Origin of the sequence: Natronorubrum marinum (genome assembly GCF_052040125.1) — an archaeon.
GTDB lineage: Archaea > Halobacteriota > Halobacteria > Halobacteriales > Natrialbaceae > Natronorubrum.
Window position 1 is genome coordinate 944924 of record NZ_JBPPFV010000001.1, and the last position, 26888, is coordinate 971811.

The 26888-nt window shown below is 63.9% G+C and carries 23 protein-coding genes; 12 read left to right on the top strand and 11 right to left on the bottom strand.

The window, feature by feature from the left end:
* Positions 1-30 precede the first annotated feature (30 nt).
* The 3 genes from ACSFC5_RS04785 to ACSFC5_RS04795 form a co-directional block, all read right to left on the bottom strand.
* Positions 31-996: an NAD-dependent epimerase/dehydratase family protein gene (locus ACSFC5_RS04785; RefSeq protein ID WP_440764102.1), complete on the bottom strand. Its 966-nt coding sequence runs from the start codon at positions 994-996 to the stop codon at positions 31-33.
* 96 nt (positions 997-1092) lie between these two features.
* On the bottom strand, positions 1093-2796 hold the full coding sequence (locus ACSFC5_RS04790; RefSeq protein ID WP_440764103.1) for a thiamine pyrophosphate-binding protein: 1704 nt from the start codon (positions 2794-2796) through the stop codon (positions 1093-1095).
* Positions 2793-3113, bottom strand: coding sequence for an EthD family reductase (locus tag ACSFC5_RS04795; RefSeq protein ID WP_440764104.1), 321 nt, complete (start codon positions 3111-3113; stop codon positions 2793-2795). Before ACSFC5_RS04795 ends, ACSFC5_RS04790 begins: the two co-directional genes overlap by 4 nt.
* Positions 3114-3231: 118 nt before the next feature.
* Here ACSFC5_RS04795 and ACSFC5_RS04800 point away from each other — a divergent pair, with 118 nt between their 5' ends.
* The 4 genes from ACSFC5_RS04800 (at position 3232) to ACSFC5_RS04815 (ending at position 6034) form a co-directional block, all read left to right on the top strand.
* On the top strand, positions 3232-3711 hold the full coding sequence (locus ACSFC5_RS04800; protein WP_440764105.1) for a VOC family protein: 480 nt from the start codon (positions 3232-3234) through the stop codon (positions 3709-3711).
* Positions 3712-3825: 114 nt separating this feature from the next.
* Positions 3826-4542 (top strand): EthD domain-containing protein, encoded by a 717-nt coding sequence (locus ACSFC5_RS04805; protein ID WP_440764106.1) that lies wholly within the window; start codon positions 3826-3828, stop codon positions 4540-4542.
* 5 nt (positions 4543-4547) lie between these two features.
* The gene (locus ACSFC5_RS04810; RefSeq protein ID WP_440764107.1) at positions 4548-5147 is read left to right on the top strand and encodes an HD domain-containing protein; all 600 of its coding nucleotides are present in this window, start codon (positions 4548-4550) and stop codon (positions 5145-5147) included.
* A 119-nt stretch (positions 5148-5266) separates the two neighbouring features.
* Positions 5267-6034: an IclR family transcriptional regulator gene (locus tag ACSFC5_RS04815; RefSeq protein ID WP_440764108.1), complete on the top strand. Its 768-nt coding sequence runs from the start codon at positions 5267-5269 to the stop codon at positions 6032-6034.
* A gap of 353 nt (positions 6035-6387) precedes the next feature.
* Here ACSFC5_RS04815 and ACSFC5_RS04820 read toward each other — a convergent pair whose 3' ends face one another.
* Together ACSFC5_RS04820 and ACSFC5_RS04825 are read right to left on the bottom strand one after the other, a co-directional pair.
* Positions 6388-7257, bottom strand: a complete 870-nt coding sequence (locus tag ACSFC5_RS04820) for an amidohydrolase family protein (RefSeq protein ID WP_440764109.1) — start codon at positions 7255-7257, stop codon at positions 6388-6390.
* 642 nt (positions 7258-7899) lie between these two features.
* The gene (locus ACSFC5_RS04825) at positions 7900-10719 is read right to left on the bottom strand and encodes an ATP-dependent helicase (RefSeq protein ID WP_440764110.1); all 2820 of its coding nucleotides are present in this window, start codon (positions 10717-10719) and stop codon (positions 7900-7902) included.
* A gap of 227 nt (positions 10720-10946) precedes the next feature.
* On the opposite strand from ACSFC5_RS04825, the gene ACSFC5_RS04830 reads away from it, so the two are divergent.
* On the top strand, positions 10947-11858 hold the full coding sequence (locus ACSFC5_RS04830; protein ID WP_440764111.1) for a hypothetical protein: 912 nt from the start codon (positions 10947-10949) through the stop codon (positions 11856-11858).
* Between the two features lie 7 nt (positions 11859-11865).
* On the opposite strand, the gene ACSFC5_RS04835 is transcribed toward ACSFC5_RS04830, so the two are convergent.
* The gene (locus ACSFC5_RS04835; RefSeq protein WP_440764112.1) at positions 11866-12939 is read right to left on the bottom strand and encodes a zinc-dependent alcohol dehydrogenase family protein; all 1074 of its coding nucleotides are present in this window, start codon (positions 12937-12939) and stop codon (positions 11866-11868) included.
* 114 nt (positions 12940-13053) lie between these two features.
* On the opposite strand from ACSFC5_RS04835, the gene ACSFC5_RS04840 reads away from it, so the two are divergent.
* From ACSFC5_RS04840 to ACSFC5_RS04850, 3 genes are all read left to right on the top strand, one after another.
* Positions 13054-13788 (top strand): MBL fold metallo-hydrolase, encoded by a 735-nt coding sequence (locus ACSFC5_RS04840; RefSeq protein WP_440764113.1) that lies wholly within the window; start codon positions 13054-13056, stop codon positions 13786-13788.
* A gap of 222 nt (positions 13789-14010) precedes the next feature.
* Entirely contained in the window at positions 14011-17118 is a 3108-nt protein-coding gene (locus tag ACSFC5_RS04845) for an efflux RND transporter permease subunit (protein WP_440764114.1), read from the top strand.
* A 6-nt stretch (positions 17119-17124) separates the two neighbouring features.
* Positions 17125-17886 carry a TrmB family transcriptional regulator gene (locus ACSFC5_RS04850; RefSeq protein WP_440764115.1) on the top strand — a complete coding sequence of 254 codons (762 nt, stop codon included), beginning with the start codon at positions 17125-17127 and terminating at the stop codon, positions 17884-17886.
* Positions 17887-17916: 30 nt separating this feature from the next.
* Here the strand turns inward: ACSFC5_RS04850 and ACSFC5_RS04855 are convergent, their stop codons facing one another.
* Both ACSFC5_RS04855 and ACSFC5_RS04860 read right to left on the bottom strand, forming a co-directional pair.
* Positions 17917-18984, bottom strand: coding sequence for an mRNA surveillance protein pelota (locus ACSFC5_RS04855; protein WP_440764116.1), 1068 nt, complete (start codon positions 18982-18984; stop codon positions 17917-17919).
* 56 nt (positions 18985-19040) lie between these two features.
* Positions 19041-20006 (bottom strand): N-acetylmuramoyl-L-alanine amidase, encoded by a 966-nt coding sequence (locus tag ACSFC5_RS04860; protein WP_440764117.1) that lies wholly within the window; start codon positions 20004-20006, stop codon positions 19041-19043.
* A gap of 251 nt (positions 20007-20257) precedes the next feature.
* On the opposite strand from ACSFC5_RS04860, the gene ACSFC5_RS04865 reads away from it, so the two are divergent.
* Entirely contained in the window at positions 20258-20800 is a 543-nt protein-coding gene (locus ACSFC5_RS04865; RefSeq protein ID WP_440764118.1) for a hypothetical protein, read from the top strand.
* Positions 20801-20894: 94 nt separating this feature from the next.
* Here the strand turns inward: ACSFC5_RS04865 and ACSFC5_RS04870 are convergent, their stop codons facing one another.
* A complete protein-coding gene (locus ACSFC5_RS04870; protein WP_440764119.1) occupies positions 20895-21188 on the bottom strand; it encodes a hypothetical protein in 294 nt (97 codons plus the stop codon).
* 325 nt (positions 21189-21513) lie between these two features.
* On the opposite strand from ACSFC5_RS04870, the gene ACSFC5_RS04875 reads away from it, so the two are divergent.
* The 3 genes from ACSFC5_RS04875 (at position 21514) to ACSFC5_RS04885 (ending at position 24134) form a co-directional block, all read left to right on the top strand.
* Positions 21514-21828, top strand: coding sequence for a DUF8134 family protein (locus ACSFC5_RS04875; protein ID WP_440764120.1), 315 nt, complete (start codon positions 21514-21516; stop codon positions 21826-21828).
* 105 nt (positions 21829-21933) lie between these two features.
* A complete protein-coding gene (locus ACSFC5_RS04880) occupies positions 21934-23712 on the top strand; it encodes a nitrite/sulfite reductase (protein WP_440764121.1) in 1779 nt (592 codons plus the stop codon).
* A gap of 128 nt (positions 23713-23840) precedes the next feature.
* The gene (locus ACSFC5_RS04885) at positions 23841-24134 is read left to right on the top strand and encodes a DUF6360 family protein (protein ID WP_440764122.1); all 294 of its coding nucleotides are present in this window, start codon (positions 23841-23843) and stop codon (positions 24132-24134) included.
* 352 nt (positions 24135-24486) lie between these two features.
* Here the strand turns inward: ACSFC5_RS04885 and ACSFC5_RS04890 are convergent, their stop codons facing one another.
* A complete protein-coding gene (locus tag ACSFC5_RS04890; protein ID WP_440764123.1) occupies positions 24487-25557 on the bottom strand; it encodes a CehA/McbA family metallohydrolase domain-containing protein in 1071 nt (356 codons plus the stop codon).
* Between the two features lie 482 nt (positions 25558-26039).
* Positions 26040-26819 (bottom strand): PHP domain-containing protein, encoded by a 780-nt coding sequence (locus ACSFC5_RS04895; protein WP_440764124.1) that lies wholly within the window; start codon positions 26817-26819, stop codon positions 26040-26042.
* Between the last annotated feature and the right edge of the window lie 69 nt (positions 26820-26888).

The window sequence follows — 26888 nt, forward strand, 5'->3', positions numbered from 1 at the left end:
TACCGGTCGGAACTGACGGCGGACGCGGCGCTACACCGTTTCGAGTCCTGCCTCCTCTCGCAACACGTTGATGTACTTCCGGAAGCCGGACTCGAGGTCGTACTGCACCTCGTAGCCCAGATCTTCCTGGGCCTTCGTCATGTCGAGGTTCTGGGTCCAGGGGAGTTCCCCCTCGTCGGAGACGTCGATGTCGGCGTCGGGCAGCACGCTCTCGACGGCCTCCGCGGCCTCCCGGACAGTCGCGAGTACGCCGCGGACGTTGTAGACGCGCTGGGTCAGGTCCGATTCGGGCGTGAACGCCGCTTTCCGGAACGCTTGGGCGATGTCCTCGACGTGCTGCCAGTCGATCGCCTGATCGCCGTACTCGACGCTGTAGGACTCGCCGAGGGCGGGCTTCTCGATGATATTCGCCAGAAACGCCGAGCCGCCGGTCTCGCGGTAGGGCCCGTAGGCGACCGTCGGCCGCAACGCGACGTGGTCAAGGCCGTAGTCCTCGTGGTAGACCCGCGCCTGGTGTTCGTTGTACTCCTTCGTCGCGCCGTAGAGCGTGTCGGGATAGACGAGTTCCGTCTCGTCGACCCACTCCGCGTCGTAGTTGTGCGGCGGGGCGTAGGCCGCTGCCGAGGAGGCCCACGCGACGCGCTCGACCTGATCGTCGAGCGTGCGTGCGGCCTCGAAGACGTTGTTCGTCCCCAAAATGTTCACGTCGGCTGCCGCACGCGGGTTCTCGCGCGCGGTCGTCGTCAACAGCGCTGCGAGGTGGACGATGTGCGTCGCGCCCGTCTCCTTGACCGCGCGGATCACGTCGGTCGGCTCGGCAACGTCGCCGCGTCGCACCTCGATATCGTCGGCGACGCCGAGTTTCTCGAGGATCTCCGTGTCCGTCGAGAGGTCGTAGGCCACGACGTCGTGGCCGTGTTCCAGCAGATCCTGTACGACGTACGAGCCGATAAAGCCGGTTCCGCCGGTTACCAGCACTGTCGTCTCATCGGTCATGTGTGCCTCGTATTCGGTTCAGTCATGTATAGATTGGTGATCGTTCGAGTCGGTCCGGTTCGATTCGTTTCCGTCCGATTCCTCCGCCGGGGCTCGCTACTCATGCAGTCCTCCGATCGATTCGTAGAACGAGGAGGCCAACGTGTCGGCCATCTTCTCCTCGCGGTCGATCCGGACGTCGATGACGTGGGGCACGTCCGCGGCCTTGCCCTCCTCGAGCGCCTCGACGAACTCGTCGGGTCTGGTCACGCGCGTGCCAACGGCGCCGAAGGCCTCGGCGATTTTGACGAAGTCCGTGTCGTGGAACTCGACGCCGGCGATATCGCCGTCTTCGTGTTGCATCTGCCGGACCATTCCGAGACTGGTATCGTTGAGGACGACGAACGTCGGCGCGACGCCGTACTCGACGGCGGTCTCGACGCTGTTCATCGTCATCGAGAACCCGCCGTCGCCGGCGACCGCGATCACGTCCTTGTCGGTGGTCAGCGCCGCCGACACCGCGGCCGGGTTCGCCCACCCCATCCCGCCGACGCCGCCGCTCCCGAAGTAGGTCCGTACCGCGGGCGTCTGCAGGTAGTACAGCAGCCAGAACCGGTTGTTCCCGGAGTCGGCGGTGACGATCGTGTCCTCGTCGACGACCGACTCGATCGTCTTCGCCGCGCGCTGGGGTTTGATCGGCGCCGAGTCGTCCGCAGACTCGGGCGCGTCGAACCACTCTCGGGCTTTCGTCGCCCGCTCTCTCGCCCAGCCGTTCGACGCACTGCCCGAGGCCGCGTCAGCGAGCGCGGCCAGGCTCTTCGTCGCGTCGCCGATGAGGCCTACGTCCGCGGGGTAGACCCAGCCGGCGTTGCGCGTGTCGACGTCCGCGTGGATGATCGTCTGCTCCTCGGGCCGAATGAACTCCGGTGCTTGCCAGTTGGTATCCATCGGGTTCAACCGACAGCCGGCGACGAGCAGCGTATCGGCCTCGCTGACGATCTGGTTCGCCCCCTCGTGGCCGAACGAGCCGATGACGCCGCCGGCGCGCTCGTCGGTCTCGGGATACGTGGATTTGCCGAGATAGGAGGTGACGACGACGCAATCGTAGGCGTCGGCAACCGTCGCGAGTTCGTCGTACGCCTGCGCAGCGTGAACGCCATTCCCCGAGATGATCACCGGCCGGTCGGCGTCCTCGAGCGCCTCGGCAGCCGTCGCGACGTTCGCCGCGGTCGGCGCGGCGTCCCACGTTCGCGTCTGCTCGCGCGCGTCCCACGCGGTCGGCGTCGGATCGTCGGGGATGTCGTCGGTGATCGCGCCCCCGTCGAGGATGATCGCCGTGGGGCCGGGACGGCCGGCGACGGCGTGTTTGAACGCCAGTTGCGTCGATCGAAGGGTTTCAATCGGCGTGCGCGGGAACCACCACTCCTTGGAGACGCCGTCGAGGATCGAAGGGAGGCTGAATCCCCCGTAATCGCCTCTGGCCTGCTGGTACGGCGCCAGCGTCGAGTACTCGCCGCGCTCGGAGGCCTCAGTGAGGACGACCATCGGCGACGACGACAGCCGCGCCTCCATCTGGCCGATCATCCCGAGGCTCCCGATCCACGGGCCCTGGCCGGTGAGAACGCCCGGTTCCCCCGTCAATCGACCGCGCATCTCGGCCATGACGCTCGCCTCGCGTTCGTCACGCGGACGGACGAGCGTCACTGCCGAATCGGGGAGGTCCTCGAGCAGTTCGATCACTCGACCGCCCGGGTAGCCGAAGACGTATTCGACGCCGAGTTCCTCGAGCGTGTCGACGAGTGCGGACGCGGTGGTCGTCATGTCTCGTCCACGTGGACCGTCTCCTCGACGACCATCCGCGGCCCGGCGCCGGGATCGGCGAACTCGGCTGCGTCGTCCATGACCTCCCGGCCCACCTCGGACTCGAACGCGTCGTTCAGCGCCCGTCCGTCCTTGAACGTGAGCTCGAGCACGCCGTCGTACTCGGCGTCGTCGGGGTTCACCGGCACTGACGTGCTATACCGTTTCAGGCCGGGCAGGTCACGGGCGATCTCGGCGTGGTCGCCCTGCCACCGCTCGGCGAACTCCTCGTGGCTGTACTCGTCGTCCCGGACGAGAAACTCGACCAGTGTTATCATACATCGTCACTGTTGCCAGCCGCCGACTTTGTTCTATCGGTGCGGTGTGTCCACGGCAGTCGCGGTGATTGTTTACGGGTGCCAAATAACTATGTGCGCGGATCGAGGTATCTGCGGTATGTCCGTATCCGAATCCGAGATGCCGGCGATGCGCGTCGATCACGTCGGCATCGCCGTCGAGTCGATCGAGGACGCCGAGGCGCTGCTGTTCGTCCTCGGTTGCGAGAAGATCCACGAGGAGGCGAGCGAGTACGGTCAGTTCACCTGGGCGACGTACGTCCTCGGCGACGCCTCCCGACTCGAGCTTATCGCCCCCGAGGACGGCTCGGAGTCGTTCCTCACGGAGTTCCTCGAGCGGCAGGGGCCCGGGCTCCACCACGTCACGCTCGAGGTCGCGGACCTCGAGCGAGCGGTCGACGTGCTCGAGGCGCACGACGTTCCCGTCGCCGACCACGCCGAGTTCGAGCACTGGGGAGAGGCGTTCGTTCCGCCGTCGAACCCGACGGGCGCGTTGCTCCAGTTGATGGAGTACGACGACGGCTACGCGGACCACCGCGAAGCCGGAACGCGGCTGTTCGTACGCGGCGAGCCGCTCTGACCGGGCACTCGGGCACGGGTTCCGTCCAGCATCGAGGGCCGGGAGCGCAGTCGCGGCCTGTCACGTGATCACGGCCCTCATCATTTATTGTACTGTGCGAAAAACACGTTCGTGATGTACAAACACGTGGCCCTACTGGTCCGTCAGGACGGCCTGTCCCACGAGGAGTTCGTCGAGCACTGGCAGACCGAACACACCCCGATCGCCCGCGAGATCGAGGGGGTCGTTCGCTATCAACAGGTGCTGCCGACCGAACCGGACCACGCCGAGTTCGACGGGATCGCGGAGCTCTACTTCGAGGACCTCGAGGCCCTCCACGACGCGCTCGGCAGCCCGGGCTCTCGGGACTACGATCCGACGAAGGAGATGGCGGCGAAAGCCCGCGAGGACGTCGACAACTTCCTCGCGATCGAGGACCGGCCCCGGTTCATCGGCGAGGAGATCGTCCAGAAGGACGACGTCGACGGCGATACGGACGGCCTCTACAAGCATTCGGCGTTTCTCGTCCGACAGGAGGGACTGAGCCACGAGGAGTTCGTCGACTACTGGCAGACCAATCATACGCCGATCGCCCGCGAAATCGAGGGCGTCGTGAAGTACAACACGGTCCTGCCAACCGATCCCGAACACGCGGAGTTCGACGGCGTCGCCGAACTCTACTTCGAGGACATAGAGAAGCTGTACGACGCGCTCGGCGGCGAAGGCTCCCGGGACTACGACCCCGAGAGAGGCAAGGCGAAGGAGGCACGCGAGGACGTCGACAACTTCCTCGCGATCGACGAACGGCCGCGGCTCATCGGCCGGGAACGGGTCGTCACGGACGAGCGCTGATCGCCATGTCGGAGCCAGATTTCGATTTCGACGAGCAGGTCCGCGACGCGTTTCCGGAACTCGAGGAGATCGCGGACGGCGACCTTCGCGACCGCGTTGTCGAGGCGTGGGTTCTCGGCCTGGAACGCGGCGGCTGGCGGGACGTCGAAGAGATCCCCTACGCCTGGAACATCCACGAGGCCACGAACGTCGAGCACGTTCGCGGCGTCACGCGCATCGCACTCGAGTCCGCCCGCGAGCAACGGGAGTTTCACGGCGCCGACCCGGATATCGACACGATCGCCGCCGCGTGTCTCCTCCACGACGTCGGCAAGTGCTACGAGTATCCCGCCTTCGTGGACGACGAACTGCTCGCAGCGCCCGATCCGACCTACGTCAGCGAGGAGATCCCCCACTCCATCTCCGGCTACGCGCTCGCCCACGAGGTCGGCTGTCCGCTTTCCGTCCAGCGGGCGATTCCGCACTTCCTCGGCGAGGTCCCGAAACGGACGCTCGAGGCCGAACTCGTCAAAAGCGCGAACTCCGCCTCCTCGAACGCCATCACGCAGGCGACGATGGGAATCACGCTCCAGGAGTGGGTCGAGGAGTACTCCCAAACCTCGTAGCCGGGTCGGCCGTGAGACGGTACCGGAATCTACTACCCGGTTCGAACGATACGAACGAAACCACGGACCGTTCGAACAGCGGGAACAGGTTTTTGTCAGTTCTTCCCGAATGTGCACACATGGCAAGCGACTCGCGACACAGGCCGGTCGAAACCGTCGAAACCGCCTTCGACATCGTCGACGTGGTCAAAGCGGCCGACGGTGCGGGGATCACCGAGATCGCCGCCGAACTCGAACTGGCGAAGAGTACGGTTCACCGCCATGCGAAGACCCTCGAGGCGCGGGGACTGCTCGTCCAGGAGGGCGACACCTACCGTATCAGCACGTGGTTCCTCGATTACGGGATCCACGTTCGCAACCGCCACCGACTGTACAACGTCGCCAGACCGAAAGTCGACGAACTCGCGGCCGAAACCGACGAAAAGGTCTGGTGCGTGATCGAAGAGCACGGCGTGGGCGTCCACATCTACGGCGCTCAGGGACGACACTCCGTGAAAACCCACGCTCGGATCGGTCAGCGGACGCACCTCCATCAGTTCGCCGCGGGGAAGGCCATTCTCGCACACCTCCCCGACGAGCGAATCGAGAGGATTCTCGACGACTACGGTCTTTCCGCACAGACGGATCGGACGATCACCGATCGCGACGAACTCCGCGACCACCTCGAGACGATCCGCGAGCGAGGATACGCGTTCAACCGCGAGGAGTCGGTGATCGGCGTCCACGCCGTTGGCGCGCCGATCAGGAACGAGTCGGGCACCGCGATCGGAGCGATCAGCGTCGCCGGTCCCGCGAATCGACTGCGCGGCGACCTGATGACCGAGGAACTCCCCGATCTGCTGCTCGGCGCGACGAACGAAGTCGAAGTCAATCTCGCTCACTCGTAAATCGGCTCGCGGCACGCGCTAGAATGCCTCCTCGTTCGAACTATTCGAACACCGACGATGCCGGCTCACCGTTACAGGTCGATTTCGATTCGAATAGTGGCACGTGAGCGTCCGAACGCTCGAGTATCCCACGAATGACCGCTATCGAGAGGAGCGAGTGAGACGGTATCGAAACGGAGCGATCCGCGCCAGATATTACAAAGGTACATCTGTAATCCACTCTCCCTGTGCGAGAAGAGGAGGAACAATCATGCACAATGGTGACGGAAAACGCGGCGGATACCGTTTCGATCCGTTCCCATAGCTCGAACGGAGCGTGGAAGACGGTCGGGTCCGAACGATCGATCGACGGCTTACAACTCGAGGAACTCCTCGGCGGTCTCCCAGAGGAGCTTACGCTGGACCGACTCGTCGAAGTCGAGTTCGGCGAACTGCTCGAGCCACGGCTCGGGCTCGAGCATGGGGTAGTCGGTTCCGAACATGACCTTGTCCGAGAGGAGGGACTTGGCGTACTGGAGCACCTGGTCGTCGATATACCGCGGCATCCACCCGGAGAGGTCCATGTAGACGTTCCCCTTCTGCTGACAAATTGCGAGCTGTTCTTTCTCCCAGGGGTAGGCGGGGTGGGCGATGAGAATCTTGAGATTCGGGTATTCGGCCGCCACGTCGTCGATCAGCATCGGATTCCCGTACTTGATCTTCAATCCGCGACCGCCCGGCGAACACGCCCCGAGCGTCGAGTTGCCGCCGTGGAAGACGACGGGAACCCCGAGATCCTCGATCGTCGCCCAGAGTTCCTCGTGTTCGGGATCGGACGGGTCGAACCCCTGGGCGATCTGCTGGAACTTGAACCCGGAGAGATCCAGGTCCTCGACGCAGCGGATCGCCTCCTCGACGCAGTCGTCTTTGAGCGGGTCGACGGAGCCGAAGCCGATGAAGAAGTCGGCGTACTCGTCACGAACCTCGGCGACGTAGTCGTTCGGAACGGGCGGATTTCCGGTGTTCGTTTCCGCGTCCCAGCCGAGCAAGACGGCGCGGCCGACGCCGGCGTCCCGATACTCCTCGAGCATGTGTTCGTACGTGTCCGGCTCGAGGTCGGCACCGAACCGGTCGGCCGCGTCTTGCATCATCTGCCCGCCCGCATCGTGGAGGAACTCGCTCGTCGGCTGGTGGGCGTGCATGTCGATTGCGCGCGGCTCGTCGAGTACCGTAGGCGAACCCATACTACGAGCGATGTGACGATGCTATATGTATTTTCGTCCGCCGACCGCCTCCCATCACTCCGTGGACTCGCAGCCGTCGATCACGACTTCGAGACCAGTTAGGTGACAGTTCCAGAAAATCCATATTCCATATGCTTCCCTGTAGCTACCGGTCCACATATATATTTAGAAAATATTGCCGTTATTTTCGAAACTGGGACTTGATGGCCATAATCGGTGTTTAAGAGTGATTACTGAGATCAACGATCTATTCTTCCGGGAGTCTAATCGAACACCCATAAGAAGCAAACAAGGCTCTAGAGGCCCATATGGGCACGTTATCGGATGGTAAGAAAAACTCGCGAGTTATTAGATAGAGTAATTATATATCTTCTAAAAATAGTTCACTCGAAAGCGTCATATCATTCTCCGCGAGCACGGCTCCGCGCTACTCCCCACGATACGCCAAACTGGAAATTTGGACCACTCGACGGGACGGTCGGGCCGCGGTATCCGATCGTCGACAACGTACGGACGGTCACTGTCGAATGACTGCGCGTAGAATCGATGGAGACGATTCTTGCGGACGCCGATACCAGTCGGCGCGGACGGCAACCGACTCGAGCCAGTTCTCACAGAAATGCAAGGAGGAAGCCCACGACTTTAGTCGTGGGAGGAATCCGACTCCGACGAGAGTCCGCGCAATGACTCCTCGCCGATTTCGTCGAGCACGTGCTGGTGAAACGCCTGCAACGCGGCGCTTTCGTCTTCCGCAAGGACGACGTCGCTGGCCGAGAGGGTGGCCAATCCGAACGTCCGCGGCGTCGGCGAGTCCAGCAGTTGGCGTTCGAGCGCGATGTCGCCGGCATCGAGCGCGCCGACGAAATCCTCGATCTCCGCGACGTCGAGTTTGTCCTCGAGAATCTCCCGATAGGTCTCCTCGATGACCGCGAAGTTCTCTAAGTCCTCGGCGAAGCCGAGCAGCATCTCGCTCGAGACCTGCTGCTGGCTCGCGGACTTCTCGTAGCCCTTGTAGCGTTTGAGGATCATCAGCGACCGCGTCGCGTTGATCCGGAAGTACCGCTGGAGGAGGTCGGTGCCCGAGAGGGCGGCCCGGAGGTCATCTCGGACCTGTTCGGGCTCGAGGTCGTCGACGATTCCCTCGATGTCGACCTTCCGATTCAGCGGCATCGAGAGGACGAAGCCGTTATCGGCGACGGCGACGCGGACGTTGGCGGTCGCCTCCTGGGCGCAGCGGTAGGCCAGCAGCCGCGAGAGACCGTCGTTGAACTGCCGGCCGTACAGCGAGTGGACGTAGTAGTGGCGCTCGTACTCGTCGCGGTCGCGGACGACCTCGATGGCGAGTCGCTCGTCGGTGCTGATACTCTCCGCGCCGGCGTATCGGAACTGGTGTTCGAACAGTCGCGCGATCGCCCGCACGCTGTCGTCGTCGAGCGGGAACTCCCGGAGCCAGGCGCGGACCCGCGGCGGGCCGCCCGCCTCGAAGTGAGCGAGGAGTTCGGCCTGAAACGCGAGGATTTCGCGGCCCAGATCGTACGACAACGGCAGCCGTTCGGAGTACCACGAGGGGACGGTCGGCCGCGCGCTCGTGCGATCGACGTACACCTTCGACCCGCGACGATAGCGATACTCGAAGTGGTCGCCGCCGAGGACGAAGACGTCGCCCTTCTCGAGCGTGTCGAGGTAGCTCTCGTCCAGTTGGCCGACCCACTCGTTGCTCCCGCGCGTGGAGACGTCGCAGGTGAAGGAGTCCGGGATCGTTCCGATGTTGGTCATGTAGATGACCCGCGCCAGCCGGCCCCGTTTACCGATCAGCGTCTCGCCGACGGGGTACTCCTCGTAGTGGTGCTCGCCGTCGGGCGGGTCGTTTGCGTCGCGCCAGACCTTCGCGTAGACGTTGCGATCCCCGAGGCCGGCGTACTCGGCCGTGAGGTACCGCATCAGCGACTCGTACTCCTCGTCGGTGTAGTTCCGGTAGGGATAGGCGCGCCGCAAAATTGCCTTCAGTTCGGACTCGGGACGGATATCCGCGATGGCCATTCCGTAGACGTGCTGGGCGGCGACGTCCTGTGCGTTCTCGGGGATCGAGACGGAGTCGACGAACCCCTCCGCGGCCTTTGCGAGCATGACCGCACACTCGAGCAGTTCGTCCCGATCCAGCGCGATGACGCGGCCCGTCACGGTCTGGCCGACGCGGTGGCCCGCCCGGCCGACACGCTGGAGGAGGGACGCGACCGATTTGGGCGAACCGACCTGCACGACGAGATCGACGTGGGGCATGTCGATCCCCAACTCGAGGCTCGTCGAGGTCGTCACCACGTCGAGATCGCCGTCTTTCAATCGGCCCTCGATATCCTGTCGAACCTCCTTCGAGAGGCTGCCGTGGTGACAGCCGGAGTTCCCCTCGTCGTAGGCGTCGAACTCCTCGCGGAGGTTGTGCAGGACTCGCTCCGCGCCTGAGCGCGTGTTCGTGAAGACGATCGTGTTCGTGTGCGCTTGGATGTGCTCGTGGAGCATCCGATAGAACCGCTGCTGGACGACCTCGCGGGACGTATTGATCAGATCGTCGGTGGGACACTCGAGTCGCATATCGAACTCGCGGGCGAAGCGGGCGTCGACGATCTCGTACGGGCGGGGCTCGCGGCTCACTGGATTCTCCGCTCGCTCTTCCGAGGCGCTACGCGCCTCGCACCCCACCAGAAACTCCGCAACGTCGGAGAGCGGTTCGATCGTCGCCGAACAGCCGATCCGAGTGATGTCGCCTTCCGCCATCGCCTCGAGTCGCTCGAGGCTCACCGAGAGGTGCGTGCCGCGTTTCCCCGCCGCGAGCGAGTGGATCTCGTCGACGATAACGTACTCCACCGTTCGAAGCTTCTCGCGGAATTTAGGGGAATTGAGCAGAATCGCGAGCGTCTCGGGGGTCGTGTTGAGGATGTGGGGCGTCTCCTCGAGCATCTGCTGGCGCTCGTAGGAGGAGGTGTCGCCGTGGCGGATGGCGTGGCGGATCTCGCCCATCACCGTGTCGTCGTCGCGCTCGGCGACGATTTCCTCGATTCCCTCGAGCGGCACCTCGAGGTTGCGGTGGATGTCGTTGGCGAGCGATTTGAGGGGAGAGACGTAGAGACAGTAGACGGCGTTCTCGAGGCCCTCCTCGGACTCGCGATCGAGTTCGTACAGGGAGTTGATGATCGACAGGAACGACGACATCGTTTTGCCGCTGCCGGTCGGGGCACAGACCAACGTGTTCGTCCCGTCGTGAATCTTCGGGATCGCGCCCCGCTGTGGCGGGGTGAAAAAACCCTCGTTTTCGGGAACGAACTCGCCGAACTCCTCGAGCCACCACTCCTGGACCGCGGGCTCTAAGAGGTCGAAAACGTCGCGGTCCTCGACGGTGACGGACGCCGGATCGAAGGGGAGATCGTCGTCGGCGACCGGCAATTCGAGGCCGTCGTTCCCGCTCATTGTCGTCGACTCGGGGGCGGGAGGGAAGAGGGTTTGGTCACCGGAGTGAAAGTGAACCCTGGGATCGGTCGATCGAGTTTCGGCGACGAGGAGACTCGTCCCTGCACTCGCAAGCCGGTCGTGTTTATACTCGACTATCAACCAAGCGAAGCGGAGGATGACGTGAGACAGCGAGACACGATCCGTCCGAATCGATCGGGCCACCGAACCGCGTCGTCGAATACAGTATGAGCCGATTGACGCGTCGCACGCTACTCTGCGGAATCTCGCTTTCGGCCGGTGTCGGAGCCCTCTCCGTGGCCGGACGAGAGAGCCGACTATTCGCTTCGGATTCGGGCGACGAGGGGGTCGCGTTCGATCCGGCGACCGACGGGTTCGGGTTCGACAACTACTCGACGCCGCCCGTGGCTCCGGACCCGACGGCGTTCGTCTCCGAGAGCGCTCTTCAGGAGGCTCTGACGGCCTCTTGGGAGACGACGCTCGGCGACCGACTGTCGCTCCCTGCGAGTGCCACCCCTGAGGGTCAGATTCGAACGGTCGCCGAACGGCTCTACGCGAACGCTAATCGACTGTTCGGAACGAAGGGCTACTGCTACGGCATGGCCGCGGCGGCGCAGTGGTACTTCGAGGAGCCGAGCGCCCGTCCCGTCGACCGCGAATCGACCAGCGAGATCGAACACGTCGACGATCCGCTCGAGGACCGGTCCTCGTCGCCCGTGCGCGACGATATCGAGCGATTCCACCGGGGCCAGTTCACCGACCTCGAGTCGTGGATCCGACGACGAGTACTGCTTTGGCCCGAGCGGATCGACTACCGATCGCAGGTCGACGACATTCGCGAGGCGATCGACAAGTTCGGCTCGGCGGGTCTGACGATCTCCGGCGAGAACGTACTCGAGGCCCACTACGTGCTCTGTTACGATTACGTGGAAAACGAGAACGACGTCACGTTCGCCGTCTACGATCCGAACGACGCCGCAGACGAGTACGAGGGGAGAAGCGACTCGCGGATCGTCGGCATCGATACGACCAGCGACGAACCGCTGCTAGGGTCGTACGAGGGGACATACGATCGATTCCTCTTCGATCGAACGGATCGAGCCGTCAGCACCCGGGTCAGAGCGGATCAGGACCGCTAGCTCGCCGTCACAGCTCCGTCACGACCTCGACGCCGCGAGTATCGTACTCGCTCATCGCCGCGAGTCGGTCGGAGACGTCCTCGAGCCTGACGCGATTCGTGACCAGCCGTTCGGGCTCGAGCGTGCCGGCGTCGATCATCCGGAGCAGTTCGTCGTACCGCGACGGCGGCATGCCTCGAGAGCCGACCACGGTAACGTCCCAGCGTGTCAGCTCGTCGATCGGCAGCGACACCTCGCCCTTTTCGGCGGCCGTCGTCAGCCCGATTTGAACGTGTGTGCCCCGGATGCGGAGACAGTCGACGCTATTTCGGCACGTCTCCGCGCGTCCGAGCGCGTCGACGGAGACGTGCGTTCCCGTTTCGGTAATCGACTCGATTACTCCCGGCACGTCCGTCGCCTCGCCCTCGAGTTCCGCCCCGTTTACCGTCTCCTCGGCCCCGAGATCGGTCGCCATCGCGAGCGGCTCGTCGCGAACGTCGACCGCGATCACGCGAGCCCCGAGTGCGCTCGCGATCTGGACGGCCGCAAGCCCCAGGCCACCACAGCCGTGGACGGCGATCCAGTCCCCGGCGTCGACGCCGGCCCGGTGCGCGAGCGCGTGGAACGCGGTCACGTACCGACAGCCGAGCGCGGCGACCGCCTCCGCGGAGACGTCCTCCGGAAGCGTCGCGGCGTTGAAATCGGCGTGGGGGACGTGGACTTGCTCGGCGAACGCGCCGGGAACGCTCGATTCGAATCCCAGCGCGTAGCCATCTTCGCAGACGTTTCCGTGGCCGTTCCGGCACTGATAGCACGACCCCTCGCCCAGGTTGAACGGGACCGCGACGCGGTCGCCTTCATCGAGCGTGTCGACTCGCTCGCCGACTCGAGCGATCCGCCCGGCGGGCTCGTGGCCGAGAACCTGACCCAGCGGCACCTGATCGTCGGCCCACTCGCCGTGGCCCTGCCAGGCGTGCCAGTCGCTCCGACAGATACCGCAGGCGTCGACGTCGACGACGACCCCGTGGGGGGCCAGGTCGGGCGGGTCGACGGACTCGATCGACAGCGGTTCGCCGTAGGCCTCGAGTACTGCAGCGCGCATACCGTGGCTGTCGAACGGTGACGAGTTAAGATATCCGGCACGCGAGTCGCCGAGCGACCGACCGCAACGTTCCAAGAGGGTACGCTTATCGGCCAGGCCGTGTGAGTGTCCGATATGCGTGTCACCTTTCTCGGAAGCGGCAGCGCGATGCCGACGGGGGAACGATTCCAGACGGGGATTCTCGTCCAGGAGGGCGGCCGAAATCTGCTCGTCGACTGCGGGTCGGGCGTCCTCCATCGACTCCAGCAGTCCGGCGTGGGTTACGAGAACGTCTCGACCGTGCTTCTCACGCACCACCACCTGGATCACGTCGCCGACCTGCTCCCGCTGATGAAAGCCCGCTGGCTCGCCGGCGAGGAACACCTCGAGGTCGTCGGGCCACGGGGAACGAAGGCGCTGGTCGACGACTTACTCGAGGTCCACGAGTACATGCAGGGGAAACTCGAGTTGCAGGTTCGGGAGGTCGTCCCCGGCGAGTTTTCCGTAGCGGGGTTCGACGTTTCGGCTTACGAGACCCGCCACTCGCTGCCGTGTCTGGCCTACCGTTTCGGCGATCTGTTCACCTTTAGCGGCGACAGTGAAGCCTTCGCCGGGCTGGCGAACTTCGCCGAGGGGTCGGCGATTCTGGTCCACGACTGTTCGTTCCCCGACGACGTCGACGTCTCGAACCACCCCACACCGGAGACCCTCGGCAAGGCGTTAGCCGGCCGGGAGATCGGCCGCGTCTACCTGACCCACCTCTATCCCCACACCGACGGTCGTCACGACGAGATGCTCGAGTCGATCGGGACGCAGTACGACGGCGACGTGCGATTCGCCGAGGACCTCACGACGATCTCGGTCGAGTAACTGGGCGGCGATCGGCATACGGGTACGAATTCGGACGCGTTCGGTACCATCCTTCTCGATTTCGGGTAGAGATAGACGATTGATCACTCGTAGCTATTCTTTCGTGAGAATAATACACATGCTGACATTCGTATCCGAACAGGTATATGGCGTGAGTTTGTAGGATCGTAACAACAGAATGGTTCCCTGTACTCAGACGGCGAATTTCGACGAGGTGAGCGGATGAATATTCCGAATCGACTCGCGGAGATCGTGACGACCCACTCCAAGATCGTCATTCTCGCCCTAATACTGACGACGGCGCTCGTCGGTGCGGGAATGCCGATGGTCGACGACGATTCCTCGCTCGATCAGTTCGAAGGCGAGTCGGACGAAGCACAGGCGCTCGAGGATATCAACGAGCGGTTCGAGTCCGAGGGTGACGAGAATACGACGTCGGTTCAGGTGATAGCACGAGGCGATAACGTCCTCACCCAAGAGTCAGTGATCGACTCGCTCGAGTTCCAACAGGAGATTCACGCGAACGAGTCGATCAACGCGACGCTCGTCGAGAACGACTCGATCACCGGCGTCGAGAACATCCTCGCGATTACGGCGATCAGTCAGGAACAGGCCGCTGAGCTCGAAGCGCAGGGCGCCGAACTCGAGGAACGCGAAGCCGCACTCGAGCAACGGCGCGGCGCGCTCGAGGACGGACTCAACGAGACGATCGAGCTCCACAACCAGTACGAGGCCCAGCTCGCAGCTGGCGACGAAGACGGCGCCGCGGAGACCGAAGCCGAAATCGAGGCCACCGTCGAGGGCGCAGCCGAAGCAGCCGAGCTCGACGACGAGCAGACCACCGAGTACGAGGAGATGGTGGAACAGGCTCGCGGTATCGAGTCCGAGCGAATCGAGATTCGCGAGGAGACGGACAACTACGAAGAGGATCCGGAGTATCAGGAGCTGTCCGAGAGCTTCGAAGACGTCTACGCCGGCGCGACGTTCGGCGTCCTCGAGGACGAGTACGACCAACTCGAGGCGGACTCCGAGCAGTTCCAGGAGGAGCAAACAGCACTCCAAGAGGGTGGCGGCGAACAGCCGTCGCTCGACGAGCAGATCGAGGCCCTCGAAGAACTCGACGACGACGAGTTCGAGGAGCTCCTGACCGACACGCTGTCAGACGACGGAAACAACGGCGCTGCCGCGCTCGGGTTCATGGCGTCGTCGTACGATCCCGGATCGACCCAGGCCGACGCCCGCATGACGTTGGTCGTCCAGGAGATGGAGGGCGATGCGATGCAGATGGGCGGTGATACCGGTGGAGTTCTCGAGAGTCAACTCGACCTTCGTGAGCTTGCCAACCAGCAAGACCAAGAGTACATGGTCTTCGGTATCGGCATCATTACCGACGAGATCGACCGTTCGATGGGCGACAGTCTCGCGATCGTCGGCCCGCTCGCGCTGTTGTTCGTCGTCGTCGCGCTGATCATTGCCTACCGGGATCCGCTCGACATTGCGTTGGGGGTCGTCGGAATCGGCGCCGTGTTAGTCTGGACGTTCGGCTTCATGGGCTGGGCCGGTATCGCGTTCAACCAGATGATGATCGCGGTTCCGGTGTTGCTGATCGGGCTTTCCATCGACTACGCGATACACGTCTTCATGCGTCACCGTGAGCAACGGGAGACCGACGGTGTCTCGAGCACCGTCCGCGGCTCGATGACGATCGCGCTGGCCGGCGTCGGCGTCGCCCTCGTCTGGGTGACCGCGACGACCGCGATCGGATTCCTCGCGAACTTGGTCAGTCCCATCGGTCCCATCCGGGAGTTCGGCATCATCAGTTCCGTCGGGATCATCGCTGCACTGATCATCTTCGGCGCGCTGATTCCGGCCCTCAAAGTCGAGATCGATTCGTTCCTCGAGTCGCGCGGGATGAGTCGTCGAAAGCGCGCGTTCGGAACCGGCGAGGGACGGTTCACCAACGTCCTTACGCTGGGGTCGACCGCGGCGCGAAAGATTCCGGTGATCGTCCTGATCGCCGCGCTGTTGCTCACCGCCGGTGGCGTCTACGGCGCGAGTCAGGTCGACACGAGCTTCGACGAGGAGGACTTCCTCGCGGAGAGTCCGCCGGCCTGGACCGAACACCTGCCGGGTGGGATGGCCCCCGGCGAGTATCAGGCCGCAGACGACCTCAAGTTCGTCAACGAGAACTTCCAGCGCCAGGACACGCAGGCCCAGATACTCGTCGAGGGAGATATAACCGACGACGACGCGTTACGGCAGTTATCGGATGCCCAGGACGAAGCCGCAGAGAGCAGTACCGTCTACACGCTTCCGAACGGCGAGGCGGACGTACAGGGCCCGATCTCGGTGATGGAGGAGACGGCCGCACAGAACGAGTCGTTCAACGAGTCGTATCAGGCTGCGACCGACGGCGACGGCGTCCCCAACGAGAACCTCGAGGAGTTGTACGACGAACTGTTCGAAGTTAACGGGGACGCTGCGAGTACAGTCCTCTACCGAACCGACGACGGCAACTACGAATCGGCCCGGCTGATCATCTCGACGCAGGGTGACGCCAGCTTCGCCGACACGACCGACGAGATGCGAGCTATCGCGGGAACGATCGACGTCGACGGCACGGGCGACCAGCGTAACTTGAACGCCGGCGACGGCGAACTCAATGCCATCGCGACCGGCGATCCGATCGTCAGCTACATCGTCGAACAGGACCTGCTCGATACGGTCCTCCAGAGTCTGATGATCACGCTCGTCGCCGTCTTCGGCTTCCTGACGGCGGCCTACTGGCTGACCGGCAACAGCGCGACGCTCGGGACGGTAACTCTGCTCCCGGTCGCGTTCGCTGTCAGCTGGATCCTGGGGACGATGCATCTCCTCGACATGCCGTTTAACGTGTTGACGGGGATGATCACCAGCCTCACGGTCGGGCTGGGCGTCGCCTACAGTATCCACGTCAGCGCGCGGTATACGCTCGAACTCGAGCGACAGGGCAACGTCTGGGACGCGATGCACACGACGGTTACGGGGACCGGCGGGGCGCTGCTCGGCAGCGCCGCGACGACCATCGGCGGATTCGGCACGCTCGCCTTCGCCATCCTTCCCGTGCTCCGGCAGTTCGGGATCATCACCGGCCTAACGATCGCGTACTCGTTCCTCGCGAGCGTGATCGTCCTGCCGACGCTGCTGGTGCTCTGGACGCGGTACTTCGGTCCGGACGTCTCCTTCGACGCGCCGGGATCGGTAACCGGGACGCCGACCGCAAGCGACGGCGGGACCGATAGACAGACCGAAACCGAAATAGCGGACGGCGCGAGAGACGAGGGAGAGTGACCATCCGTGACTGACGACGAGAGTGAGGCCGTCGACGCGTTCGAACGACTCGGGCTCACCAGCTACGAAGCCAAGGTGTTCATCGCCTTACACCGGCTGGGGTCCGGCACCGCACGGGACGTCGCCAACGTCACCGACGTGCCTCGCTCGCAGGTGTACAGCGTCGCGGAAAGCCTCGAGGATCGCGGCCTCCTCGAGGTCCAGCAGTCGAGCCCGATCCGGTACCGGCCGGTCAGCATCGAGGAAGCACAGAACACGCTCGAAAAGCGGTTCGAACGCGAACGCGAACGGGCCTTCGACTACGTCGAGGGGGTCAAAGAGGAGTCGTCGACGGAGGAGACTCAGGAGGACCTCTGGACCGTCCGCAGCCGCGACCGAGTCGACAGCCGCGTCGTCGATCTCCTCTCGCAGGCCGATGACCGGATCATCTTCGGAACGCGGCTGCCGACGTTCGTCACGGAGTCGATCGAGCGGACCATCCGGGAGCGGGCGGCTGCCGGCGTCTCGGTTATCATCATCAGTCGAACCGACGAGATTCGAGACCGGTTCAGCGATATCGACGGCGTCGAGACCGAGTCGCCACCCGACTTTCGCGAGAGCGACGAGCGATCCGGCCGGATCGTCGTCGTCGACGGGGAGAGCATTCTGCTGAGCGTGGTCGACGACGACGGGAGCGAGACCGCGATCTGGAGCTCGGATTCGCTGTTTGCGTCCGTGTTGATCCAGCTGATCGAAGCGAGCGACCAGTTGCGACCCAACTCCGAGTGACGAAACGACGGTCGCTGCTGCCCGTTGCGATTACTCGAGTCGGTACCGTAACAGCGCCGCGATACCGCCGAGGTTCGAGAGCTGTTGGCCGGGCGGGAACTCGCTCGAGAACACCGTCACGTCGCCGCCTTTCTGTTCTGTCGTGCGGACGATCTCGTCGACGCTGATGGCCCACTCGCCGTCGGGACCGCGTTCTTTCTGCAGCCGATCGTCGAGGACGAGCAGGCGTTCGATCGCGCCGAACTCGGCGGCCTGCTTTACCTGATCGGGACCGTAGGCGGCTTTCGCGCCCTCGGCCATACGCCGCGTGAGTTCGTCGATGTACTCGGCCTCGCTCTCGATGCGGGTCTCCTGTTGAACGTCCGCGACGGCGCCGCGTTTGAGCACCTCGTGGACGCCGCGGTCGCCGACGCTGGCCGTATCGACCATCGTGATCTTCTCGGCGACCTCGGGGACGTTGTTCTCGATGTACTTTCGGGCGTCCTGTTTCGTAAAGCCCGGCCCGGCGAGGATGATCGCGTCGGCGTCCTGTCGCTTGAGGACGTCCCCGAGCTCCGAAAACAGCTCCGAGCGCCCGCGACTGTACTCGCCTTTCCCGGTCGTCCCGGTGATCGTCGCCCGCTCCTCGGTGCCGTACTGGGCGACCGTGTGGACGTGGGCCTGTCCCTCCTCGACGGTCGCGATGGCGACGTCGGGGTTCTCGGTGGCCTCCTCGGCTTCCTCGAGGCGGGCCTCCTGATCCGGTTTGAAGTACTTCTCGATCGAGAGCTCCTCGCGCTCCTCGACGTTCAGCGTGTGGTGAAACCCGAGTTGATCCTCGCGCGAGCAGGCGACGATCTCGCCGCCGACGCGGAGTCGGTTGGCGAACTTGTGGAACTCGATGTCTTCGACGGCGATGGCGACCCACATCGGTTCGCGCTCGCCGCCCGTATCGCGCATCTGGTCGTCGTTGCGCTGGATCCGCCGGGTCGTATCGCCCGCGACGCGGTCGCCGGGCTCGAGGACGTACTGCAGGTGCCAGAGGTCGTCGACGCTCTCGGGGACGACGGTGACCCGTTCGCGCCCGCCCTCGACCTGCTCCCGGTCTTTGATCTGCATACCCGGCCCTTCTCGAGGGGTCGGTAAGTGCGTGACGGATCCGACGGGTTCCCCCGTCAGGCGTGCACGAGGTAGTTCTCCGAACACCAGACCCACTCGTTGTACGCCGGCACGTGTAGCCCCCACCAGGTGATGCCGTCGCACTCTTCGGGGCCGTTCATGACCTCCCCTTGCGTTCCCTCCGGGAGGGTCAACACGACATCGTCGTTGAGACAGGGCTGCTCACGGCCGTTGAGCGCGGTCGTCGTGACGACGTCGTCGCCCATCGCGAACGTATTGCCGCCACCGCCGCCGTCGCTGTCGCGGACGAGATCCGCGAAGTGAGCCATGTCCCAGTCGGGGTACGGACAGGTTCGACCGCCGTGGTGGAAGCTGCTACAGTCACCGTCCGGAACGTGCGTGTGGCCGATGATCCCGCCGGATTCGTTCTGAATGCAGGTGTTGCTTGTATAGAACTCGAGGGGAATGTCGTGCATGTCGGCGATACAGCGGACGAGGTCAGCCGACGATTCGTAGCACGCGTTGGTGATGCCGTTGTCGTCGAACCACTCGTGTTCGATTCCGATCGATCGGTGGTTGGCAATGTATCGGGCGTGCCAGGCCGTGCGGTCGTGGTGGACGAGTTGATCGACGTGGCCCGCCGACGGTCCCTCGGTCCAGTCGTAGTTCTTCACGAGGTAGTGAGAGCTCACACCCGAGTTCGAACTGGTCAGGGTATTCAGCGCGCCCTGATAGGCCCCCGCGGTCACGTGGATGACGATCCAGTCGATGCCGTAGTCCCGCGAACTGTGATTCGCCGCCTCGACCCATCGGTCCGCGGCGTCACACTCGGTGTGTGATGCTGTTACTCGGCTAGACTGGGTGCCGAGAAGCGTTCCGGTTCCCGCGGCAACACCGGTCGCCTGCAGGAATCGCCGTCGTTTCCACCGTCCGTCGTCGCCGTCCGCCCGTGCTGTTTCGGAGCGATCGTTTTGGTCCGGATTCGACGCTGCTGTGTCACGTCCAGCACAATTGAGACACATGGCAGCGCATGCCACGACCCGTGTAATAACAGTAGTGTCTAGCATCGTAACTAGCATGCTAGATCTATTGTTTTAACTTGAATAGTATAGCAACAAGCTCGGATCGACCTCGCATGCGACCTGGACGGTATCAGCTCGCCCCTCGCGGGAGATTCGATCGCAGTTCGTATCGGGCTCCGCTACAGTCACGATTGGTACGGAATGGCATAGTTAGGGACGCACGGTATCCCCTTGGGGAGCCAATAGTGTGTATGAAACTCGCACACGTCCAGCTCTTCGAAGACTTCGGCACGCGATCGCTCGCGGTTCACGCGGTCATGGTCCTCGCGTTCGTCAACGCGGTCCTCGCGGGACTGTTTATCCAAGGAGAGATCGGTCTCGTCTCGTTCGTCGCCCTCCTCAACTTCACGGCGGGGCTGTGGGTCGCCCACTCGATTCACTCGCTCGGAAACTCCTCGAGCGACGACGAGTACGACGGCATCCTGAACGAGTTGCTGGACCGCGACGCGAGTACCGACACCGACGTCTCCAAGTCCGAATTCGATACCGGCCGCTTCGGCCGCCTGCTCGCACTCATCGCGGCCGTGACCGCGGTCTCGCTGTTGACCTCCGCGCAGGTCATCGAGGGGTCGGTCCTCCCCGTCGCGATCGTCGCCGTCGGCGCTATCGCCGTCGTAACGGCGATTATCGGCTTCCTGATTGCAGTGGGTGCGTCCTACGACGAGAGCCAGCAACGCTGGTCCGATCGGATCGACGCGAACGCGGAGGCAGACGGCGGCGAGATCGACAACTGATCGCGAGAACGGCACTCGTCGGCGCGAAGGGATCGACGAACAGCCGTGAAAAGCGAGTCCGGCGACAGCAGCGCTTCGAAGCCGTGCGATCCGCTCAGTCGACGAGATCCTCGAGTTTGCCCTTCGTCTTGTCCACGGCCGTTTCGAACGCCTTCTCGATCTCCTCGACGGAGCGTTCGACGAGGCGAACGCGCTCTTTCGGTACGCGCCGCACCACGTCGTTGCCGTCCTCGTCGGTGCCGTAGGCGAACAGCCAGTGACCCTGGAAGTAGGCGATGTGATCGTTGTCGACGGTGGCTCGCTCGAGGTCGCCGGTCGCGGTTTCGTAGACGATCGTCGCTTTGCCCAACTCGAGATCGGTCTCCGTGTCAGTATCCAGTTCTACCATGGTTGACGCGTCGACCGTCAGCGGTGTAGGCATGGGCCCGGCACGTGCAGCCCGGTTCGGCCGAAACAGATGGACCAGCCCTCGAACCGTTCCCAAATCGTTCCCTGACTCGGCGACCTCGCTCGGTCCAGCGTCGACTGTGTGAGTCGGGAACTGTGCAAGCCGGCGACCGACCTCCGTTCCAGAAAATTCTGCCGCTATCGCGGACTGATCGATCGGGAACATCTCGGCCTAGTCGGTCGGTTTCAGCCTCGCCCGGAACCGCCGCATCGGTAAGCATTGCCCTGTCCGACGGATGGAGGCCCGTCGCGGCCCGATGGAATGTATGACGATCGCACTGCGAACGCTCGACGACGGCGCGTGGATCAGCGTCAACGACAGCCGCCAGGTGAGCGTGAGCGACGTCTGGACGCTCTCTCGAGGCGTATTCTGTGACTGTGAACCCGCGTACGTCCTGCTCGAAGGCTTCGTCGATGTCGGCGTCGACGGCTCGACCGTGACCGCGGACGCCGTCGGCCAATGTCTCGACTGCGGCACCCGCGACTCGATCGATCGGTTACCCATCGGCCAAATCGTCGACGGCGAGTTCGAACCGTACGGCCCCGAAGGCGTCCAGTCGCTCGTAGAGCCCGAGCGCTGAGACGGCGGTAACCGATACTGGCAAAGGCGACCGGAACCGGTGAGAACCGGGGCAAACTGACGACAGACGGAGGGGCTTATACGTCCCCGCCATATAACGGATCCAATGCCTACTGACGTCGAACAGTGGAAGGACGAACTCTACGGGACCGACATCCGCACCGAAATCGAACACTTCGCCGATGAGGGGTGGGAGTCGATCCCGGACGACGAACAGGACGCCTGGTTCGAGCGATTCAAGTGGTACGGCCTGTACCACCAGCGAGCCGGCCAGGAGTCGTACTTCATGATGCGGATCGGTCCGCCGGGTGGGGTCCTCGAGCCCGGACAGTTCCGACGCATCGTCGAAATCGCGGACGAGTTCTCCCGCGGGCCCGCCGCAAACCCCGAGTTCGGCAACGGCTGGCTCGACGTGACGACCCGACAGGCGATCCAACTCCACTGGATCCGTCTCGAGGACGTCCCCGAAATCTTCGAACAACTCGAGGACGTCGGCCTCTCGACGGTCCAGGCCTGCGGTGACTCCTGGCGGAACATCGTCGGCTGCCCGGTCGCCGGCAAGGACAAACACGAGCACGTCGACGCCGACGCGCTCGCGACCGAGCTGCACGACACGTTCAAGGAGAACGAGGCGCACTCGAACCTGCCCCGCAAGTGGAAGGTGTCGGTAACGGGCTGCGACGAGGGCTGTGGCCAGGGTGACATCAACGACCTGGCGTTTGAGCCCGCCGAAAAGGAGGTAGACGGCGAGTCGGTGACCGGCTACAACGTTCGCGTCGGCGGCGGCCTCTCGCGCAACGAGCCGCGGTTCGCCCGGAACATCGACGTCTTCGCCACGCCGGCACAGGCCGTCGAGGTCGCGGGCGGCATCTCGGCGCTGTTCCGCGATCACGGCGACCGCGAGAACCGATACAACGCGCGAATCAAGTTCCTCGTCGACGAGTGGGGCCCCGAGAAGCTTCGCGAGACCCTCCAGGAGGAGTACGTCGACTTCGAACTCGAGACCGCGGGCGAGGACCTGCGCGAGTCCTACTCCTACAACGCGGGCGAGGCCGACGGCAAACACGACCACGTCGGCGTCCACGAGCAGGTTGACGGCAACTACTACGTCGGACTGAACGTCCTCGTCGGCCGGATCGGCGTCGACGACGGCTACGCGCTCGCGGACGCGGCGGAGGAACACGGCTCGGGCGAGGTTCGACTCACCCAGCGCCAGAACATCATCCTCACCGACGTGGCCGAGGCAAACGTCGACGACCTGCGCGCGGAATCGGTGCTCGAGGACTACAGCCCCGACCCGCATCCGTTCCAGCGCGGCTCCATCGCCTGTACGGGCACCGAGTTCTGCTCGCTCTCGATCGTCGAGACGAAGAACCGCCAGGTTCGGTTCGGCCGCTGGCTGACCGAGAACGTCACCCTCCCCGAGGGCGTCGAAAACTTCCACATCCACCTGTCGGGCTGTACGGCCTCCTGCGCTCAGCCCCAGATCGCCGACGTCTCGCTGCGCGGCATGAAGACGCGAAAGAACGGCGAACCGGTCGAGGCGCTCGACATCGGCCTCGGCGGCGGCCTCGGCGAAGAGCCGCAGTTTGCCTCGTGGGTCACCGAGCGCGTCCCGGCGGACGAGGTCCCCGGCGCGATCGCGAACCTGCTCGAGAATTTCGAAGAAGCGCGGGACAGCGACGAGCAGAGCTTCCGGGAGTTCGTCGCCAACCGCGACGACGAGGAACTCGCCGACCTGATCGAACCCGAGGAGACGGACTACGAGGATCCGTTCATGCACAACACGAAGCGAACGTGGTACCCCTACGCCGAGGAGGACGACCTCGACGAGAGTCCCGCGCCGGCACGTGCGGACGGGACCCCGATTCCGTCGGACGACTAAGCCTCGCAACGCCGAACCGGGCTCCTGCGTTCTGCGGTACTGCGGTCCCCTTTTCGAACGCGTGTACTAATTGCTTCGGCAGCGTCGGTCTCGAGTCGCCTAAGTGCGTTCGACGATTCCGTTCCAGTATGACCGACCGACTGATGAAAGTCAACGCCTACACGACGCTCGACCTCGTCGATGCCGTCGCCAAGGGACAGGAGTTCGAAACCGAGGCGTTCGCCGTCGCGAACGCGACCTCCGACAAGAAAGTCCCCGACTGCGTCCGACTGCAGTTCGAACTCGACAACATGACCGAAGAACACCTCCCTGCACACATGGAGGAACTCGAGTTGACCCCCGAGCAGGCCCGAGCGCTCGCGGCCGACCTCGAGAAACACGCGGACCGGGTTGAGGCAGCCGACGACGGGCAGTCGGACTGAGTCGAATGCGTTCGTCAACGCCGTTCTTTCGGGCTGTTCGTGGGGAGAGCTCGGACACGTCCCGTTCGTCGCCCTGCTCAACTCCGCTGTAAGGCTGTGGGTCGCCCACTCGAGTCACTCCCTCGGACATAGTGTCAACGGCGATAGCAAATACGCTGGCGTTCTGAACGAACTGTTCGACACCGACAGCGAGGCCGCCGACGGCAGACTTGACACCGAGCGGTTCGGCTGGCTGCTCACACTGATCGCAGCCGCGCCTGCAATCGCGTCGCTGACCTCGTGGCGCAAATCGTTTCCAGCGAAACCGCGACCGGTCCGTCGTTTCAGCAGTAAACCGCTACAGTAAACCGTTTCAGGAGAGAAACAACGGTTGTGTGCAGCTCACCGCGCCACCCGGACCGGACGCCTCAGCGCGAACGTACGTACTCGATACGTCTCTCAGCGGGAGGGTGGTTCCGGTGGCGATCGGTTCGCCGTCGCCGATCCACCGAACCGACGTCGCCTCCGGCGACGCGATGCGAGCGCGACCGTCGTCGACGGTGATCGAGTCGATCGCCGGGGCGATACTGTCCCCGTTGTACTGAACGTAACTTCTGCCGGCCCGTAACGCGTCGATGACGCCCGCCGGCGATCGCTCCTCGAGCAGCAGTACGGTTCGGGAGCGATCGAATCGCTCGTTTTCCGGCGACCGCGGTCTGGCGTGGTAATCGTCGTTTGCGAACGCCCAAATCGGTCGTTGGGGGCCGAACTCGACGAGTAGCTCGTCCCAGATGTCCCGACAGCCGGGATACCGGTCCCGCGCGTTGAACGCCTCGACGCCGAGCACGGTATCGACCCGCTCGAACAACTCTACGTAGGTTTCGAGGCCTTCAGGCTGGGGGTATCGCCCCGGGTGGGGGAGAAACGAGACGCCACCACGCTCGTCGATTTCGGTGGCGACTTGCAGGAGGGATTGTCCACGACCGTGTCCGAGATCGTTGTCGAGACTCACGATGTCGTGGCGCTCGTCGATACCCTCGACGGTTCCGCGAAGCTCGGCCCCCTGTATCGGAAGCACGTCGCCTGCCCCTTCGTGTCGCTCCCACTGCGACCACGGCCAGCTGGTCACGTCGAGGTCCTCGAAGAAGGGTTCGCCTTTGTGCTTGGTCCCGTCGACGTAGTACTCGTGTTCGGTCACGGCGAGGGCACTGTAGCCGGCGAACTGGTATTTGTCGATGAGATCGCCGGGAGAGGGTCGCTCTCGGTCTCCGCCGTCGGCTATCTCGCCGGCTGGGTCGTGAGTGGCAGACTCCGGATCGATGCAGTTTCGCGGCTCGTGGAGGTGAAACTGAGAGAGACACTGGTCGGTGGTCTCCCACTCGACAGCAGCGTAGGGGTTCAGTGTGACGGGCGATGAGCTGGCTCGCGAGCGGGTATTTTTCATTTGCTGTGTGGGTTGTGGGAGGGACGATATGGGGTGTCGAGGCCGGCCGCGCATCGATCCGGCGGTTGCAGTATGGATGGTCACTGGGTACAGATGACTCTCGGCGTTCGATCGTTCACGCTTTTTATAGCGGTGTGACATCGGCAGCCTGCGTTGACTATCGGATCCGGCTGGGCTAACCGTGTCAGTTCGAACGTCTCTCGAGTGTTGTGCTCCACTCCAACCGGCGACGGTTCGTCCGAGCGATCGACTACGGCTTTCGCCACACGTCTCACGAAACAACGGAGGCAGATAACGCTGTATATGTGTCACACAGAGGGATATATAGCGCTCTACTGCACTCCAGTAGCATCCGTTAGCGCGATAGTTCGACGGGCGACGTGACTGTCGTGAGGAAACAATGGCTGACTTCCGTGTGTCATGATCCGGGCAACCGCGAGCCGTCCTGTGGTTGCTCCGGGACGCTGTTACGCCAGACCGTCTCAGTCCAGCACTCTCGATCGGATGCGATCGTAGGTTGCTCGGTCCACCCCGGCGAGTCCGAGTCGGTCGTCGTGGGCGTCACTCCCGCCCGTCGCCACCAGGTCGTGGTCGTTGATCGCCGCCACGACAGGCGCGACGTCGACGCCCCGGTCGTAAGGATAGGCGAGTTCGACCGCATCGAGATCCGCGGATAGCGCCAGTGCGCGCTCCGGATCGGGGTACCGAAGCGGGTGGGCGAGTCCGACCAGCCCACAGGCCTCCGAGAGCACGCGCCGTCCGCGATCGAATTCAGGAACCGTCCGCGGGACGTGGCACGGACAGCCGTCTCCGATAAGTTCGTCTCTGGCCCGTCGGTACTCGTACGGCGCGTCGCTGCGGTCGATCGCGTGAGCGATGTGCGTCCGATGGATTCCGGGCGCGACAGCCACGTCCAGATCGACGCCGAGTTTTTCCTCGACGCAGGCTACGATCTGTCGCGCACGCTCGACTCGGTTCGCTTGCACCGTCTCGAGGAATTCCTTCAGGCGCTCCGATCGCCGGACGCCGTAGCCGAGCAGGTCGACGCGCAGCTCTCCGGTCGTCACGCCCAGTTCGATGCCGTGAACGATCTCGATCCCATCGCGTCTCGTCAGCGGGCGATCAAGATCGGGATGGACCCGATCGTGATCGGTGACTGCAACCGCCTCGATGCCGGCCCGCTCGGCGGCTTCGGGGAGCGTCGCAAGCGGTAGCGTTCCATCCGAGTTCGTCGTGTGTACGTGGAGATCTGCGACTACCATTCTATGTAAGTGTCCGCATGCGACCGTACGAGCGGACGTGCATCGTTCGTGGGTGACGTGCGCCCCTTG